The 16497-nt window shown below is 57.4% G+C and carries 11 protein-coding genes and 1 pseudogene; 2 read left to right on the top strand and 10 right to left on the bottom strand.

Annotation, left to right across the window (positions count from 1 at the left end; all coding sequences use genetic code 11):
* Positions 1-217: 217 nt before the first annotated feature.
* The 8 genes from NUH86_RS15350 to NUH86_RS15315 all read right to left on the bottom strand — a co-directional run bounded on the left by NUH86_RS15350 (position 218) and on the right by NUH86_RS15315 (position 9769).
* Entirely contained in the window at positions 218-1549 is a 1332-nt protein-coding gene (locus NUH86_RS15350; protein ID WP_267250296.1) for an McrC family protein, read from the bottom strand.
* Positions 1546-5256 (bottom strand): AAA family ATPase, encoded by a 3711-nt coding sequence (locus tag NUH86_RS15345; protein ID WP_267250295.1) that lies wholly within the window; start codon positions 5254-5256, stop codon positions 1546-1548. Before NUH86_RS15345 ends, NUH86_RS15350 begins: the two co-directional genes overlap by 4 nt.
* A gap of 185 nt (positions 5257-5441) precedes the next feature.
* A complete protein-coding gene (locus tag NUH86_RS15340; RefSeq protein ID WP_267250294.1) occupies positions 5442-6938 on the bottom strand; it encodes a relaxase/mobilization nuclease domain-containing protein in 1497 nt (498 codons plus the stop codon).
* Entirely contained in the window at positions 6935-7258 is a 324-nt protein-coding gene (locus NUH86_RS15335) for a plasmid mobilization protein (RefSeq protein ID WP_044661439.1), read from the bottom strand. The genes NUH86_RS15340 and NUH86_RS15335 overlap by 4 nt, the downstream gene beginning before the upstream one ends.
* A gap of 293 nt (positions 7259-7551) precedes the next feature.
* On the bottom strand, positions 7552-8136 hold the full coding sequence (locus tag NUH86_RS15330) for a hypothetical protein (protein ID WP_267250293.1): 585 nt from the start codon (positions 8134-8136) through the stop codon (positions 7552-7554).
* Complete coding sequence (locus NUH86_RS15325) at positions 8133-8894, bottom strand: division plane positioning ATPase MipZ (protein WP_267250292.1); 762 nt, start codon at positions 8892-8894, stop codon at positions 8133-8135. The genes NUH86_RS15330 and NUH86_RS15325 overlap by 4 nt, the downstream gene beginning before the upstream one ends.
* A 146-nt stretch (positions 8895-9040) precedes the next feature.
* Complete coding sequence (locus tag NUH86_RS15320; RefSeq protein ID WP_267250291.1) at positions 9041-9220, bottom strand: hypothetical protein; 180 nt, start codon at positions 9218-9220, stop codon at positions 9041-9043.
* A 96-nt stretch (positions 9221-9316) separates the two neighbouring features.
* A complete protein-coding gene (locus NUH86_RS15315; protein WP_267250290.1) occupies positions 9317-9769 on the bottom strand; it encodes a hypothetical protein in 453 nt (150 codons plus the stop codon).
* A 155-nt stretch (positions 9770-9924) separates the two neighbouring features.
* On the opposite strand from NUH86_RS15315, the gene NUH86_RS15310 reads away from it, so the two are divergent.
* Entirely contained in the window at positions 9925-11427 is a 1503-nt protein-coding gene (locus NUH86_RS15310) for a hypothetical protein (protein ID WP_267250289.1), read from the top strand.
* 359 nt (positions 11428-11786) lie between these two features.
* Here NUH86_RS15310 and NUH86_RS15305 read toward each other — a convergent pair whose 3' ends face one another.
* The gene (locus NUH86_RS15305) at positions 11787-13136 is read right to left on the bottom strand and encodes an IS1380-like element ISSp1 family transposase (protein ID WP_013039775.1); all 1350 of its coding nucleotides are present in this window, start codon (positions 13134-13136) and stop codon (positions 11787-11789) included.
* 137 nt (positions 13137-13273) lie between these two features.
* On the opposite strand from NUH86_RS15305, the pseudogene NUH86_RS15300 reads away from it, so the two are divergent.
* Positions 13274-13390: pseudogene (locus tag NUH86_RS15300) on the top strand (helix-turn-helix transcriptional regulator); the annotation flags it as partial.
* Between the two features lie 100 nt (positions 13391-13490).
* On the opposite strand, the gene NUH86_RS15295 reads toward NUH86_RS15300, so the two are convergent.
* Positions 13491-16493, bottom strand: coding sequence for a DEAD/DEAH box helicase family protein (locus NUH86_RS15295; protein WP_267250288.1), 3003 nt, complete (start codon positions 16491-16493; stop codon positions 13491-13493).
* Positions 16494-16497 lie beyond the last annotated feature (4 nt).

Here is a 16497-nt window from a genome sequence, read left to right as displayed (position 1 = left end):
CCCCCTTCTCGACTGCCAACAGAACCAACATCGGATCTGTTGCACAGACAGCTACTGCCGAAAAGTTGATTTACTTACGCATCGGCAAATTTTAGTTCTTGTCCCGCCGGGCAGCCTTTCCACTACGCAGTACGATGCAAGAGTGCTGGGCCCTGCCGCCGAGGAAGGGCTGATCAGATCGGCGCAGGGACGTTGCATCGCACCGAACGTAGACCGATCATGCTGTAGCCAACTTCAGATCACTCTCGAGTTCACGAGGCAGAAAGTCGAAAATCAGTTTTTTCAATTCGTTTTGGACGAGGTTCATCTGCGCCGTCAAATCGACTACTCCCAGCGCCAGCATTTCCCGCCCCCCCGCTATGCCGAAGCGGTGGCTGACAGCCGTTCCGTTCCCCGCGACTGCGGGATAGAGTAACATCAGGCGATCGCACTGATAGAGACGAGAATAAGCCATCATCTGGTACACATCGCCCTGGGCCACCCCCCTCTTTGCAACCGAAGCATCCGGGGTAAGACATTTCCATTTGGTATCGATAATGGCGAGGTCCTTCCCTCCACGGCGAAGAAGGATATCAGGTCGTGTTTGGAACACGTGGCCCTCACAATCCTCATCTTTTGTCCATTCGCCCAAACAATGACGAAGGCCTCCCTGCTCCACGACGCTGATGCCGCTTCCTGACAAAGCCCGCCGTAGCAGGGCAGCGACCGCTGCTTCGAAAAGGTCATTCATTGGAAAGAGAAGCGTTATGCCGTTGTGTGATCGATGATCGTAAGTCGTTCCCTGCCAATCACGCCTGAGCAGCAATTTCGCCAAAGCGAAGACAGTTTCCCACCGCTGACTGGTGCGATCAATCCTGACCTTCTCCCAGGGAAGTGCGGAAATAGGTACATCTGCGACATCTGCCAGAACGAAGCGCAGTTCTTCTAGCAGTCGGCGCGTGTCGTGCGCGCGGGCCAACCGAGACAGAAAGACCACGGCTGCTTTCATCACCTGCATCAGCGGTGTGTCGCTAGACAGCACATCAAAGCGGCAGGCGAGCCGATCCGGGCGCCCCACATGAACTGTCAGTTGGCGGACAATATCGAGCTTTCCGCGGAGTGTCGGCAGATCTTCAGCGCGGGCTTGATAAGCGCGAGGCAAGCCTCGGCGAGCTAAGCCTAACAGCCGCTGCGCAAAGTGGCGGATCAAAATATCGAGCAGGTTTTCGGCGCCGTGAGCCAAGGCTGCCTGAGCACCGTCCGCCAAGTTCAGCCCCAGCGCCAAGTCCAGCAAGCAAATCAGGCGGGACCGAACCGTCGGGAGATCACCCAGTTCGGCCTCAGGATCGACTTTCGGCAAGATTTCTAAGCTGCAACCTGGTGCGGCGATGACGCCCACCATCTGTTTGGCCCGCAGGTGATGACGATGATCGGTCAGGATGGCGCTCCCATCCTCTCCACCCATCGGATGTGCCCGAGCGGCAGCCAGCAGCGCCTCAGCCTGCGCCAGGGAAAAGCCATCTGGACCGATTGCTACTCGTCCCCACTCGGGCACGTGGAGATGCGTCATGCGACGTCGTTCTCCGCGTCCGGCGCATCATCCTCGTTGACCGCTGACAAAATTGCCCCTTTGCCCAGAAGACGGGCGAAAGCGTCAGAGAGGGAAATTTCCGGTTCAGCACTGTAGAAATCTCGAACAAACCAACGCTCGCGATTAATACCCTCCATGCCAGGTGGAGCCTTGATCACTCCTTGGCCAATGAACCCGTCGCCAAGCACCATCCGAACGCGGCTCCAATCTTCGAAGAAATACTCCTGAAGCAGTGGAATGATCTTGTCGCGCATCACGTCGACAACATCGTCGGACATATTGCAGCCCATGAAGAAGGCATGTCCGATACGGTGCTCGCGATCGATCAGATACTCAATCCGATCGTTGATCGTCTCTAATATCTGGACGAGAGGCAGTTTCACCGCTTCAGCTACACCCTTGAGTTGCTGCGGATCAGGGGCAATCTCGCGAAATTTAAAGCGGCGACGAAGCGCAGTATCGAGCAATGCTATAGACCGGTCGGCAGTGTTCATCGTGCCAATGACGTGAAGGTTCGCCGGCACGCCGAACTCTGCCTTCGAATACGGCAATCGTACAGTCAGAGCGTTAGGCATGCCGAGCCGCTTGTCCGGCTCTAGGAGTGTGATGAGCTCTCCAAATACCTTTGATATGTTCGCCCGATTGATTTCATCGATGACTAAGACAAATTCGTCGGGCTTGGTCGAAGCGATCGGCGACTCGCCAGGCTCTTTATCGGCCTTAAGCAGACGACTCAATGCAGGAATGTTGATGCGCTTACGAGGTATCTCGTAAACGGTGCGCATAGTGAAATTGCCGTCGATGATAACGTCTAGAGGCAGCGGCTCATCAGCTGTCATGAGCCATTTCACCTTGCGCCGGTGGGCAAAATAACCTTCGGCTTCAGGGATGAACTCGTAATCGCCTACGATCTGCCCCACGGCTCGAAACGCGCTATTGCCGAAAGGAACAATGACGATATCACCTATCGCCATATCATTGCGGAAACGGTGGGTCTGAGTCCAATTGCTGGGCTCTTGGCTTTCAGGAAACAGCGACAACCAATGGGACTTGATCGCCTCTACGGTCGAGAAGCGGTCATCGCTCCAATCTTCCGCTCTCCCCCAACCCAAAGCGATGTATTCGTCCTTTAGCGCCGCCTCGTAAACTTCTTCCTCCTGCCGAATGGCACCCAAGCCCATCTTCCAAAATTGGCAGGTGGAAAGATCGATCGCACTACCCGTTTCGCCTGCTTCCGCCTTTTTCCGAGCATGTTCAGCGAGCGCACAAATCTCACGTAGAATGCCCGGACACGGCTTTAGCCGGAAACCAGCTCCCTGTTCTTCGGCATCTTCGTCAGGCCGCAAACCTTCCACGAAATTTTCATAGTCGTAGGCCTGATGGAAGGTGACGAACGCAATGCGCTTCTCCGCTTCGAGCTGCCGATAGCGAGCCATCAGAGCAGCCCTCCCCTCGGCCGTTTCCGCGAAGTCAGCCGAACCAACGCACAAGCGCACGGCTTCCCGGGCCGTAGAGTAGGTCTTACCGGTGCCGGGAGGCCCATAGAGAATGAGATTGGTCGGGTTGAGCATTATATTGTCATCCTGCGATGCGTTGAGGCGATCACGCCAAAAAGGTGAATTCAAGAACCAATTGAAATCTTGCGCTTCGCCCTCAAAAATGAACGCCGCAAGCTTCTGTGCGGCCTCGCGTTCAGGCCGAAGGCGCCAAATTGTGTCGTTGTTGGTGTAGAGCCACCAGAGCAGCGGCTCGGGCAAGACGGTCCAATCCACTTGAACCTGACGACCGTCTTCCCCTTTGCCCGTCACAATCCCGGTTGCCCGTATCCGCATGGCACTGACCGGTTTACCGTTGGTTTCAAATGGCGCATTTCGCTGGTTTGGCAGGTAGTCTCGCAAGACGATCCTGTCGCCCGCCTGCATCTCGCGAACCATATGATTATACTTGCTGTCGCTGTCGTAGAGCAGATGCCATGTGCCACGTTCCACGAAGCTGGCGAACCCGTCAGCGTCCCCATCACGGGAAGTCACAAGCCAGATTGGGGTCCCACCGGTGATCTCGCCGACCTTCGCTTCGGGTTCCGGTAATCGCTTCTGGCAGGTTTCCCAAACAAAGCCTTGAACGTCCCAGAGATCGCGAGGCGCCCACTGCCATTCGTCACGCATGATCCGCTCTACCGTGCGGACAAGGCGCATCACGCCGGCCAACTCACCTTCGCTCAATGGATTCGGGCCGAAAGCGGGGCTGCCGCTCAGCATCCAACATGCGTTGTCCGTGGGGGTGGATCGGATGCCAAACATTCCTTCGGGAGCGATCAACGCCCGAAGCATGGTCGATATCGTCCGGCTTTCGGCATACGGATTTGCTTGCGCATGAGGCAGCATCAGCGGCCACGTAGCGCCGACGAAAGCCATGACTCCGGCAACGTCGTCCCCGACCTGAGCCAGATCCTCAGCTGCTTGCTCCACCACTCCTGGATTGTCAGTCCGAAGCGCTTGGACAATATTGATCACCCGCCAATCAAGAAGCTCGCATGGCACCCCGGCTTTGCCGACGAGCAGGTCGAGCAACGATGCGCCTAAGGATGGCTCATTCTTCGTTTCGCCCGTGAATTGGCCTACCAAAGCTTGCGCATGTTGTACAAGATTGCGCCTTTTACTGCCCTCATTAGACGCATAACTGGCGCCGTCCTCGAAGCTTACGAACCCGGGGTGGCGCTCAAGAAATTCAGAACGCAACCCGTCGAGCCAGTCACGATCGACATAGGGGCCGGCATCCTCATACCAATCGAGCAGTTCAACAAGCTGCACTGCATCCGCTGGGCGAACGATCAAAACGGGTCGCGGCCTATGTCCATTTGCCGCCCTATGTTTCAGCCGAGGCGGTAGATTAGAATGCCGCGCCTGTGTGGGAAGGTACGTGCGGTGAATAGGAAGCGGGCAAGACTCTCGATCGACACTGTCTTCAATCCAAATTTGAGCTACCGAGACCGTGCGCTCCCACGCAAGCTGACGCCCATCTGGCAGGCCAAATGCCAGCATCTTAGCGGTATCCACAATCGGGACGCCGTATCGCTGACGCAGTTCCCCTTCGATGTCACCGTCATTTGCCGCGAGATCAAAACATAAGACAGTTGCCGGGCTGATATTCGCTCCGACACGCTCAGCCAGTCTCACATCAGCCATTTCGCGAAACTTGCGGCCGGCAAGAGCCTGGCAGATGTTCGGCCAAGCCTCCTTCAGGCCGAGAGCCGCATTGACGTCGCGCACGAGAACCTCAACGCTATCCTCTTCGCGCTCACGTGCCGGCTCAATGTAGTTCTCAAGGACGTGCAGTCGAATGGCGTCGGCGTACCGATCGCCCAGTACCGCCCCTTCCAAAAACTGCCCGTACTGGCCCAGCCAGGAGCGCCAGCTAGCCAATCGATTTAGCGGCCTCTTAGACTGCGGCATGAGTATCTTGAAATCACTGCCGCCGTTTTGAAAGTCGGCCTGCATTGCCTTCAGACGCTGACGTAAATGTACAAATTTGTCAGCCTGCCAGGCGTCGGCGAGATCCGAATGAGGAGAGCCTAACGCAGACAGGTTATTCTCGATGGTCCGAACTGCATGGGCACGAGTGCTTCGACCGCTTTCAGTATTCGCTCCCCGCTCGGCAAGCCAAGCCTTAAACTCCGCTTCTTGCAAATCAGCCCCCCATTTTCCGCATCCAGCTAACGCTATCGGCTCGTTGGAGCTACGATTTTCTTGTTAACTTTCCATGCCTTTTAGACGAGCCAAGCCGTACAACAGTCTACGACAGTAACGGTCGTATGTCTGAGAACGGGTTCGCAATTCCGATGGCCTTGGCGGAGCTCGGCTCTCTCACAATGTCAACGCGAACGGCCTGATTGTTGCGCAATCCAGGCCTGTTGACGATCGATGTCGGGGTCAGTCTCGACCCGAGGTTCAGCATGCGGTTGCGTGTGCAGGGGGGCAACCGCTGATCGCTCCACAACAGTTTCCTTCGTGCTTGGTTTGTGAGCGGGCATTTCGTAGAACACCGGATCACTATGCTCGACGACAGATTTCTCGGGCACATTCTGAGCCATGAAAAGCGCGTAGCTCAACAAGCGCGGTAGTCGAAGCTTGCCTATTTGCGTCCGGAAGTCATCGTCCAGCGCCTTGAGCTGAGGCAATCGCACGTTCTTCGTGAACGCGACGCTGAACGATCGCCTTTGCGATGAAGGGAGACGTGCAGTTTCCTCCTTGCGCTGTTTGGTGAGTCGCTCAGACTGAGCCTTCCGCTTTGCCCGGTGCGAGCGTTTCAGCTTTTCCCGCTCGAGACGCGCCAGTCGGCGCGCCTCGAAATGCTGCGTCCGGTATAGATTAAATTCAGTCCGGTCTGGTCGCACCTCTTCGACCTTCATCTCCGGGCAGGCGCGCAGATAGTCGGTATTTTGCGGCCACCACCGCTCAAAGGTGATAGCGTCCGCCGGGCGGCGCTTTTCAATTTGAAGCAACCCATATCGGCTCTCCGCGGTATCCAAATCGGAGGCCTTGATTCGATTGTTGACGCTGCGCAAATCATACAGCGTTAGCCCAATGATCTTTGCCCTTGCCTTTTTGCTTTTGCGCAAGGCAGCCTCGAAACCCACACCGATGGCGGCGAGGGCCCGTCCAGCGTGATGCCAGCTCGGAAGGTCCAGAGCGGCACGGATGTCATCAGCCCGTTCAAGCAAAGACCGCTCACCAGTTCGGGCGCGCCGATGTTCATGGGCGGCTTTCGTCCGACGCGACGGCCCGACTTCTCGTACGCCCTCCATGTCGAGGTGGGTACGCAATTGGCGCAGTTCGAGCCGCTTCTCGATCGCCCTGCACAGGTCTTGAAGCCGGAACAGTGCAAACTGATTGAACGATCGCCACACAACATCCGCCACGGGCAACTGCTCAACCTCAGTCTTTTTGAGGGCGAAAGATGCAACCCCTTTGTGACGCGCGTGCGGCGCGAGGAAAGCCTGCTTCGGAGGTGTCTTAAGAGTTAAAGGCGACACGGTGCAGATCATGAGGTGGATATGATCATATTGCTTATCGCGGTGGCGGACGGCAACTAGCTGGTGGCCGTGAAGGCCGAATTCGTCGAGCAGATCATCAATGATGTGCTTCCATGTCTCGTCAGACAACTCCCCGTCTTCGACGGCCGCGGAAAGCGAAATGTGCATCACGACCGCCTTGGCGCGAGGCGCCTGCTCGGCGACCAAAGCCATCTCCGCTGATGCATTCTGGAGTGACGAAACCTCGCGCAAATCGAGGATCTCGTGATCGCGATTGTAGGTAAGGTATACCTCCAGTCCGGAGAAATTTCGGCCCCATGTGATTGAGGGGATCACGACGCAAGCATCCTGCGGATGGCGTCGAGCAGGTCGGCATAGGCGGCTTGCAGCTCGCCCACGAGTTCGACGGAGCGCGCGGTATTGGCATGACGCGCAATCTGGTTGATGTTCTGGCCGATACGCCGGACATCATGAACCAACTGACGCGAAGGAATGAGCTGGGGATGCGATTGCCGCACCAAACGGCGGAGCACTTCAGCAGTTGAGATGTCCGAATGTTCTGCGATCTCCTGGAGGAGATCATATTCGGCAGGTGACCAGCGCGTGGGAAGCACGACGGTGCGCACACGAACCTCGCTGCCTGAGCGATGGGTCATTTCATTTTCTCCAGAAACAAGGGTTTCGAAAAGTCTTGGAGGGAGGGGTCCAGGGGAGGGCAACGCTCCTCCCCGGCCAGGTCCGGCCACGTCAACGGCAGCGCCAGAGCGACCACGCGACAAAGCTGACGTCTCCGCGCCGATGCGCGGTATACGTTGGCCAGCCCTGGCTAATTTCCTCCCACGTTAATTTGAAAGCACACTAAACTTAAACCCGCAGCTATCTGCGGACGGAGCCGAAGGCGGAGGGGAGAGCCTGTCAGCACAACATCGTTGAACTGACGGGCCTTCAATTACTGATTTGCGAGGCGGTCGGCGTATTCCGCCGCACAAATGCGAGAGTCGCTGCGGAACTGTTCCACGGCGTAATCTGCAGCTTCGGCGACATTCCGCTGTTTGATCGCTGCTGCTCCGAAGACGGCATCAATGCAGTGATTGAAGTTGATTTCCGAGATTGCGTGCTGGCGTACCTCAGGACGCGAGAGCCACCATTTGGTGCTGGCCCCACCAGTGACGAGGCCGAAGATCAAAACAAACAGCATCCAAAACGCGCCCCAGCGATACAGGCGCGCCATCGCGTCCTGACTATCGACTGGCATCAGATCGCGGAAGGTATAGAAGGCAGTTTCCGCTGCCTTCTCGACGCGTTTTGGCAGGTCTCGGTGAACGGTCTGTTGTGCCTCGAATGAGGCCTTCTGTACAACTTCATCAATTTGGCGGATATGTTCTAACCGGAAGATTATCTCAGCAAGAACCCCCGGCGAATCCCGCATTCCCGCAGGAAGCCGTCGGAGGAATTTTTCCATTCTGACGTAATCTTCGGAACTTGCTTCGCGCTCCAATAGATCACGATACATCTGTTCGACAAGTTGCCTCATAGGATCAACCCCGACTGAATGCAAAACGGACGAAAGGCTCGAATGACGTCGTCCCACCACAGCTCGAAATCGACCTGTTCGGATACGCTCAGGGTCAACATCGACAAATCATCGAACGGGCAACGTGCGCGGGCGATCTTCGTACGAGGCCGAATTTGCAGCGCCGGAATGAAGGTCTCCGACGCGCCGGCCGCAAGCATTTCTTCGCGCAGTTCGGACTCGTGCCACAGTACGAATGAGCGGGGGCTATCGCCGAACCGCCCATTCATCACGATTAGCGTTTTCTCTGGAGGCGCGAAATCTTTGACGCGATTCAACAGGGTGATTACGTCTTCCTCCTCATCAATCACCCAAACATGCAAAATGTCGCGATTGAGCTTTGCTACGGCCCGATTTACCCGGTGCATCTCGCGCTCCAGCGCGTCGCCAACATTTCCTGGCATATCGACAAGGAGCGCGGCATTTGAAGGGGAATTCTCCCACCCATCAAGAAGCAATCCCCAACCATCCGTATGGCGAAGATAAGCCCGCGTTACCGGCATGACGCTACGATAGTAGCGATCCAAATGCGCATTGCGCGCATCGCAATCGAAACCGACGACGGGGTAACCGGCTGACCGGAGAAATGCGGCCAAAATACGGGCGATGAGAGACTTGCCGATTCCACCCTTGTCACCATTTACGACAATGATTGGCAGACGTGGTGAAGTAGCGAGTGGCGGAAATTCGGGGCAAATCGATCCTGTCTTTGCAGACATAACGTGCACTCCTCGAAAAATTTTATCAATGTGGTCGCTGATCGAGTGATGAGCGTCCGTGACGGAAGCGCAGAGCGCCTGGCCGCAGTTGTTCAATCCGTGCCGGCGCGGGTTATCCGCCAGCTAGTCTGCGCTTGCCTGAGCTTTCAACGCCATTTCGGCGAAGCAGCCTGTGGCCAGCTAGTGCGAGACAAACGCATAAAGCTTAAGGCCTTGAACGACTTACCTGCGCCTCCTTTGTTACCGGTGACGAAGATCACCGAGGCGCTTTCCACAGCATGAGGCTCACGGCGAACGGCAGCATTTTTATCGATAATCATGGTCATGATTTTTGAGTCCTGTTGGCGTCATTTCGAAAGAATGCGGGCAGATGACACGATCAAGCCGCCCGCCATTTTGATGCGAGGCTTTAGAAAGGAGGATTAGTTCGGCACCATCACATCACTATAGAGATCAGCGTGAGGTGCTGGCTTGGGAGCCACGACGCTGTGAGCGCTGCTCGCCTTCGACGGGACTGAAGTTCCCAAAGCGGTTTGCTGCCGCGCATTCCGCGGCGAGACCGGCTCCGCATCGACGGGCGCATACTTCTGGCGCTTCTTCGGCCGCTTCAGCGCGGTTTCAGCGCCAACCGCTTTCAGCTCCTTGCGACCAGCAGCCAGCGCCTCACGGAGGATCGACGGCGTAACGCTGGCAGCCTCCATCCAATCTCTGGCCTTCTGGTTGGCGACAATCGCCGGCAGTTTCACCCGAGGGTTCGCCGCCAAAAGGGCCTTCACGAACCGGGCGGCCGCTACCTGCGGGGCGGCAAGCAGCTCGCGATCTGCGAGCAGTTCGCGCGCAACTTCCGTACCAAGTTCCGCTTCATCGTTAATCATCTTTACGTCCTCATTTAAACCGAACCACTGCGGCTCGATAAGGACGTTCGTACACAGCTAACGACGTCTTCGATTGGTATACGATCCGGCTTTTAATCAGAACTTTAGGGTCTTCATCCACAGCGCTCCGGGCCAGTTCACCGGAGCGAAACCAGATGTTTGAAGATCCCTCGAATTTCATCAGAAGCGGTTTTGGGAACGGACCCGTGGACATGGGGATTTTGAGGTCCCTGGCGCGGGAGTTTGTTCTGAGCGCTCAAACGCATGATATGGACCGGCAAACGTATCTCGGCCGTCTATTTACTGAAGAAGATCTCGCAAGCTTGCCCATCGGACACCTGATGGACCATCGCATCCGCATGCCACGGGAATTCGCCCTCGACCTCAAAGACAAAGATCAAGACGAGATCACTGGCCTTTTGGATCACATGCTTTGCGTCCGCCCTCATCCGGAAGCCCGCCTCCTTCTTGCGGACGCTTTGAAGATCGAGACGAGCAAGCTGGCATCAAATCTTATTGAGATGCGTGAGCAGAATCATAGTCTGTTTTTCGATGTCATTAGCGGACACCTCGATGAGCCTTTGGAATATTTGGCGAATCTGCATCTCGGAAGTACGGATTTATCCCGCGCACAAGCATGTATCGCAGATATGCTTGTGCTTTATTCAATGTTTGAAATTCAGGTGCTTGCAGCACGAGCTGTGGTTTTGGACGCCGGAAAATTCCTGCCCTTTGATCACACCGAGATGACAGAGCGGGCTATATTAAACCTCATGTCTGATATTGCCGACGCCTATGTTTATCGCTATCGTCAAAACCATCTTAAAGTCAATAATCTTCCACTAATACAGGGTCGTCCTCCCGTACTCGCATCAAAATTTAACCTAAATTTCGCCAGAGGCGTCGCCAAATCAAAAGGAATCTCCAAGAAGGACCAAGATGGCAATTTTGGGACGCTGAGTGACGAACTTTATCAAACGTTTGGTGAGATTAAAGACATCATCGATCGAGCCAAAAATGACCCAGAATTCAAGCGCCCAACTAAAGAGGATATTGAAAACTTCAAGAGCACAGCGGCATCAACCTATTTTTTTGGCATAAGCGCTGGGACCCAAATAGCTTTTGCCGCATTGCGACTCATAAACCTCTCTAAAAGAAAAAGGCAGCTGACGTCGCCAAATCCTAGCCATCGTGAGTTAGCGTTCTGGGAATGGCTTAAAGAGGATCTCCCAGCCAAACGGCACAACGGGGCCAAGACGATACTTTTTGTCATGAGAGCGTTGATCCTTGAGGATCGCCAAGCCGGCACGGCGTTTGATTCCGACGGCAAGGCTTGTCATCTGTCATCGCAAATGAACTCGCACGATCATGACGGCAACGTGGCGGGCATATCCCTACTTAGGGATGCAAAGCGAGGCTATCCAATGAAAAGTGCTGTAAATCGAGAAACAGTGCCTCTGGATAACAAGCTGAGCTTAGCGGGAGTTCACGAGATAGACCTCCTGCCCGACTACAGGATTGGATTAAATCTCAAATCGTCTACCTCCAAGGAGAGGACGAGAAAGCCTACGGTTGGGCATGACCAACCCCCGCGCCCTAAATACAAATTGGAAAGCCGCTCTCGGAGAAGCCCCCGAGCGCCCAGTCGATTTGGATGAACTCGGCGGACTGATTTCGAACCTGATGCAATCTCTAAAACATCTTCCTAGTAAGGAGCGGCAGCACCTGATTGCCGCCATCCTTCCCATATGCCTTTCATTTGCAACTTCATTGAGACCAGTCGATCAGACCAGCAGATCCAGCTCAAGCTTACTTCGGCTACCAGAGGTGCTACGCCGGACAGGCCTAACCTCTCTTATTCACGACGCTCGGTTTCGGGCCCGCTCTGGGCATTTGCTGCGGCTGGCTGTATTGCGCGGACGACCGGCATCGCTGGCGTTTGTTTCACCGCATTCGGATTGATGGGCTTTTCGGGTTGAAGGGCTGGGCTCGGAGTTCTGCGGCGCTGCCGCATGGGCTACGTCGGCGCAGGCTTCAGCCGGAGAACGAGGGCGCGGAACAGGTCGGCATCCGGACAGGCGGAAGCGAAGGCAATGCGGATGCGGCTAGCACTTTCTACGACGCGCGCAGCGACCTTGAGCAGCCGCAGGCGCAAGGTGGTAAACTCCGCGCTTGCCAGAGCAGCGGTCCTGGGCATCGCCTGCTGGATGCGCCATAGCAGCCAGTATGCGGCAGTGTGCAGTATCAGGCGCATCTGATTGGCATTGGCCGAGCGGCACGAGGTTCGGTCGCTGGCGAGCTGGGACTTGTGGCGCTTGATCAGGTTCTCGGCCTGACCACGCGCGCAGTAGAGCGTGTCGTAGATGTGCTCGGCCGATCCTGTTGCCAACGAGGTGACGACATAGCGGATGTCCATGCCCAGCGTGCTGGCCTCGATCCGTGCAACGACGCGACGCTGGCACTTCCAGGTCTTTGCCCCATAGCGGGTCTCGGCATAGTTGCGCAGGACGGGACACTGACGCTGGGCGCGCTTGACCGCGCAGGCATCGGCGACCGCAACAATGGCGGGATCGGCGCGCAGCGCTGAATTGGTGGGCAGGCCGAACACGTAATCGACGCGGGCCGCATCGCAGTAGGCCATGACCTCGGGTCGACCATAGTGCCCGTCGCCGCGGATAGTGATGTGGGTATCGGGCCAATTACGGCGCAGGTGACGCACCAGGCGTCGGATGTGCCCCGCCGCCTCCTTTCCAGAAGGCGTCTTGCCTGTGCGCAGCAGCATGGCCACCGGCCTGCCGGTCGCGGTGTCGTAGATATGGATCGGTAGGAAGCAGCGCTCCCCATGATGCCCGTTCCAGAACGAGAGCTGTTGATAGCCATGCACGACGTCGCACGTGTCGTCGATATCCAGCGTGACCGCTGTCGGAGGGGCGGGATAGCTGGCGCAGTAGATGTCGATCATCGCGGCCATCATGCTGGCCAGTTCGCGCGTAGTCGGTGCATTTTCCCACCGGCTCATCGTCGGTTGGCTGGCCAGCCCCGCGCCCGATTCCGGCAGCTTGCCGAGCGCCAGGCGGAAGCCTGGATCGTCGCGCAGAGCATCGAGATCATCGGCATCCTCATAGCCGCACGCAATCGCGAACACACGGGCACGCAGAATGTCATCCAGGCGATGGATCACCCGCGCTGGATCGCGCGGATCGGCAATACAAGCCGCCAGGCGCTGGCAAATCCCCATCGCGCGCTCGGCCTGTGCAAGCAGTAGAACACCGCCATCCGAGGTAAGCCGGCCACCGTCGAACGCAGCTGTGATTTTCTTGCGGCCGACTGCTGGGAATCCAAATGAGCTTGCGATATCATCGTTCATGGCGGGTGTGGCCCGTGGCATTTTCTGCCCTGCGGCAGGTTCGGCTTAGACACCCAGTTCCTAATTCAGATCAGAGGCTTACGCCACTCCCGCCAACCCTTCAGGACACTTTTGGTGAATAAGGCGGGCTAAAGAGGTCCACACTGTATAACAAGATTGCGGCAGGGTCATTTCCGTCGCAAATCCAGATCTCAAACAATTGCACTGCTTGGCGGGAATCCGATATTGAAACGTGGTGCGCAAACCCAGCGTGACACATTCGCGCGATCAAAGCGGTTTTTCGCACTGCCCCGAGGCGAAGTCCGGCATCAAAGCTGATACCTAATGTACTTCGCCCCAGCATTCGAGCAGCCGCTAAATCTGCGCGAGAATTCCGTCGAGGTTGGTCGCGGTCACGAAGGGTACGTCCAGCGCCTTGAAGTGCGCCTTGCCGCAAGCGATCTGCGCCTTCTCGGCGTCGCGGAGCGTATTCAGGTCGCCCTTGCTCTCACTGACCAGATAGACGTCTTCTCGACCATCATGCTGGCGGACGATGGCCCAGTCTGGATTATACGTGCCCAACGGCGTGGTGATCTTGAAGCCCTGCGGAAGCTTGGCGAACACCTTTATCGCGCCGCTGATGTCGAGCGCCTTGGCGAGTTCGGCCTCAATGTTCGAGTCCGTGACGATGTGATCGAGCGGCGCGTGCTCGACCGAGACCAGCCGATCGACCGACACATCGTCTTCGGGCGCGAACAGGTCCTGGGCCCACCATTCGTCCAGCGGCTTATAGATGATGCCGTTCGTCATCATCAGCCGTTTACCCGCCTGGATAATCGCCGTCACCGCGTCGACGAAGGCGGACGGGTTCACCGCCGCGTCCGCCAGCCGACCGGACTGAACAAGGATGTCGGCCAGCACCTTACGCGGCAATTCGGTGCGGTTCTGTAACTCGCCCAAAAGATCGGGCACGTCGAGGCGCGTGACGGCAAGCCGTTGCGGCTGTGAAGTCCCGACCTTTTCCGGGGTTACCCCTTCTCGGCCGATCAGCATCTCGGCAAGCTCGAAAGTAACGCGGGCCTCGCCGGGGCGCGGCATATCCCGTAGCGCTTGCGCGCACCGCGCGACCAGCGCCGTGTCGTCGAAGTCGAGGCGATAGGTCGTCTTGCGGCTGATCCGTTCCCACAGCGCCTGGAAGTCATGCCCCTCAAGCACCTTGAGGTTGAGCTTAACCTGCCGCTTGTCGCGGGCGTCGCTGACCGGCACCTTGCGCGCAAGACGGTGCAGCATATCGCGAACCAGCTTAGCCGCCGGTGGCGGCAGGTCGGCAGGGAGCGGTACGGTGTTCTGGGCGAGGGCGGTACGGAGCTCAGGCTTCGCATTGCCCTTCTCGTCGATCAGCCCCGCATCCGCGAGGCCGTCGAAAACGGCGCGGCTTTCCTTCACCGACACGAGGGCTGTGCTGCCATCTGGCAGAACGTACGTGAGGCCGGCGAACAGGTCGGCGGTGACGATGCCTAGCTTGACATCCAGCGCCTGTTCCATCTCGGTCTGCAGGCCTTGGGCGAATTCCTTGTAGCCCTCCTGTGCAATGACAGTGAGGACGTTCAGCCCCTCGTCGCGCCGGCGTTGGCCGCCCTGGTCGACGCATAGGCGCAGGCCCCGGCCGATGGACTGCCGCCGCCGTGTCTCGTTGGCCATCTCGCGCAGCGAGCAGATCTGAAAGACGTTGGGATTATCCCAGCCCTCGCGTAGCGCGGAGTGCGAGAAGATGAAACGCAGGGGCTCGGATTCGTCGAGTAGGCGCTCTTTGTCCTTCATAATTAGGTCGAAGGTACGTTCCGCATCCTCACGTGAGCGGGCATTGGAGAATTCGCCAGCCGCGTTCAACGTCGGCTCGGTGAACCGACCCTTCTTGTCTTGCGAGAAATATCCGTCATGCGCTCGGGGGGCGTCCGCGGGCACTTCAGCGAAGAGCGACTGGAAGCGCGGCTGCGCGGCTAGCTTGGCATATTCTTCTTCGAACATGGTTGCGAGCGGGCCGGGCTGTGGGTTGTTTGCCTCGTCATACCGGCGATAATCGGCCACCGCGTCGATGAAGAACAGACTGAGCGTCTTGATGCCCAGCGGCCGATTCCGTAGTTCTTTACGGAAATGGTGCTCGATCGTCTGGCGCACCATCGCGCGGGACAGCGACGCGGCATCAACATCGCCCCAGCTGTCATTTATCCCAAGCACCTTCACGCCATCACCGGGAACGATCAGTTGCATTGATCCGCCGCCACGCATCTTCTCAATGATGCCGATGCGGTATCCGGCATAGACTGTCCGCCCGCCGGACGCCTGATCCTCGATCAGTTCGGTCCCGTCATAGACCCACACCGCCTGGCGGGACACGCCGCCCTTCATCTGCTTGGCGATCTCGACCCGGGCGCGTGGGAGCTGTCCCTTCCTGGCCTCGACCTCCAGCAATTTCACATAGGGGCTGTTGTCGGCGTCCTGGATCTGGGCACCGTCCACTTCGATTGACTTCACCAGCCCCCGGTCATGCGCGTCGAAAGCGTCTAGGCGATAGACCGGGTGAAACTTGGCCACATGCGTCGCCGAATAGCGGATCGTCGCCAATGGCTGCATTGCCCGCATGATCTGGCGGCCTGCGCCATTGGGATTGGCATCGACTGACTGCGGCTCGTCAACGATGATGATCGGACGGGTGCTCTTCACCCATTCGACGCCGGGAATATCGCGCGTCTGTTCGCGTGCCTGCTGGAACACGGCAGTCTTGGTGCCGAGCGACTGCACGGTGGCGATCATCACCCGGATCGACGAGGACGACGCGAAATCGATGATCCGAGACAGGTCGGAACTGTCATAGACGAAGCTCTCGAAAGGCACGCCATCGTAGATCTGACGGAAATGGTCGCGTGTCTGCTCGATTGTCTTCTTCACGCCCTCTCGGATCGCAACAGATGGGACGACGATGACGAACTTGGTGAAGCCGTAACGTCGGTTCAGTTCAAAGATGGTGCGCAAATAGACATAGGTCTTACCGGTGCCCGTCTCCATCTCGACGGTGAAATCCATGTCATAGTCGCCGCCAGCATCCTTCTTGCCCTTGGACGCGACGTTCAGGTCTGGAGAAGCAGGCAGCGCGTGGCGGTTCTGCACGATGTGCAGATTTTCCAGCACCGCCTCGTCGAGCAGGTCAGAGCGGTTGGCGTAGCCCAGCAGCTTCTCGTTATATTCCAGTTCGCCCGCGATTTGGCGCGGAGCGACGGTGAAGAGCGATTGGCGTTCTTCCTGCCCAGCGAACAGATCAACAACGGCGTCGATGGCGGCGACCTGATGCGGAAGCTCGGCTTCGAAGACAAATTTCATCGGC

This window comes from Sphingobium sp. JS3065 (assembly GCF_026427355.1).
Taxonomy (GTDB): domain Bacteria; phylum Pseudomonadota; class Alphaproteobacteria; order Sphingomonadales; family Sphingomonadaceae; genus Sphingobium.
This window is presented reverse-complemented; position numbering and strand designations above follow the sequence as displayed.

Excerpts from the sequence above, each read along its gene's own strand:
- NUH86_RS15350 (WP_267250296.1), bottom strand. The coding sequence starts at position 1,549 with ATGACGCATCTCCACGTGCCCGAGTGGGGACGAGTAGCAATCGGTCCA.
- NUH86_RS15335 (WP_044661439.1), bottom strand. The coding sequence starts at position 7,258 with ATGACCCATCGCTCAGGCAGCGAGGTTCGTGTGCGCACCGTCGTGCTT.
- NUH86_RS15330 (WP_267250293.1), bottom strand. The coding sequence starts at position 8,136 with ATGAGGCAACTTGTCGAACAGATGTATCGTGATCTATTGGAGCGCGAA.
- NUH86_RS15325 (WP_267250292.1), bottom strand. The coding sequence starts at position 8,894 with ATGTCTGCAAAGACAGGATCGATTTGCCCCGAATTTCCGCCACTCGCT.
- NUH86_RS15320 (WP_267250291.1), bottom strand. The coding sequence starts at position 9,220 with ATGACCATGATTATCGATAAAAATGCTGCCGTTCGCCGTGAGCCTCAT.
- NUH86_RS15315 (WP_267250290.1), bottom strand. The coding sequence starts at position 9,769 with ATGATTAACGATGAAGCGGAACTTGGTACGGAAGTTGCGCGCGAACTG.
- NUH86_RS15310 (WP_267250289.1), top strand. The coding sequence starts at position 9,925 with ATGTTTGAAGATCCCTCGAATTTCATCAGAAGCGGTTTTGGGAACGGA.
- NUH86_RS15305 (WP_013039775.1), bottom strand. The coding sequence starts at position 13,136 with ATGAACGATGATATCGCAAGCTCATTTGGATTCCCAGCAGTCGGCCGC.
- NUH86_RS15295 (WP_267250288.1), bottom strand. The coding sequence starts at position 16,493 with ATGAAATTTGTCTTCGAAGCCGAGCTTCCGCATCAGGTCGCCGCCATC.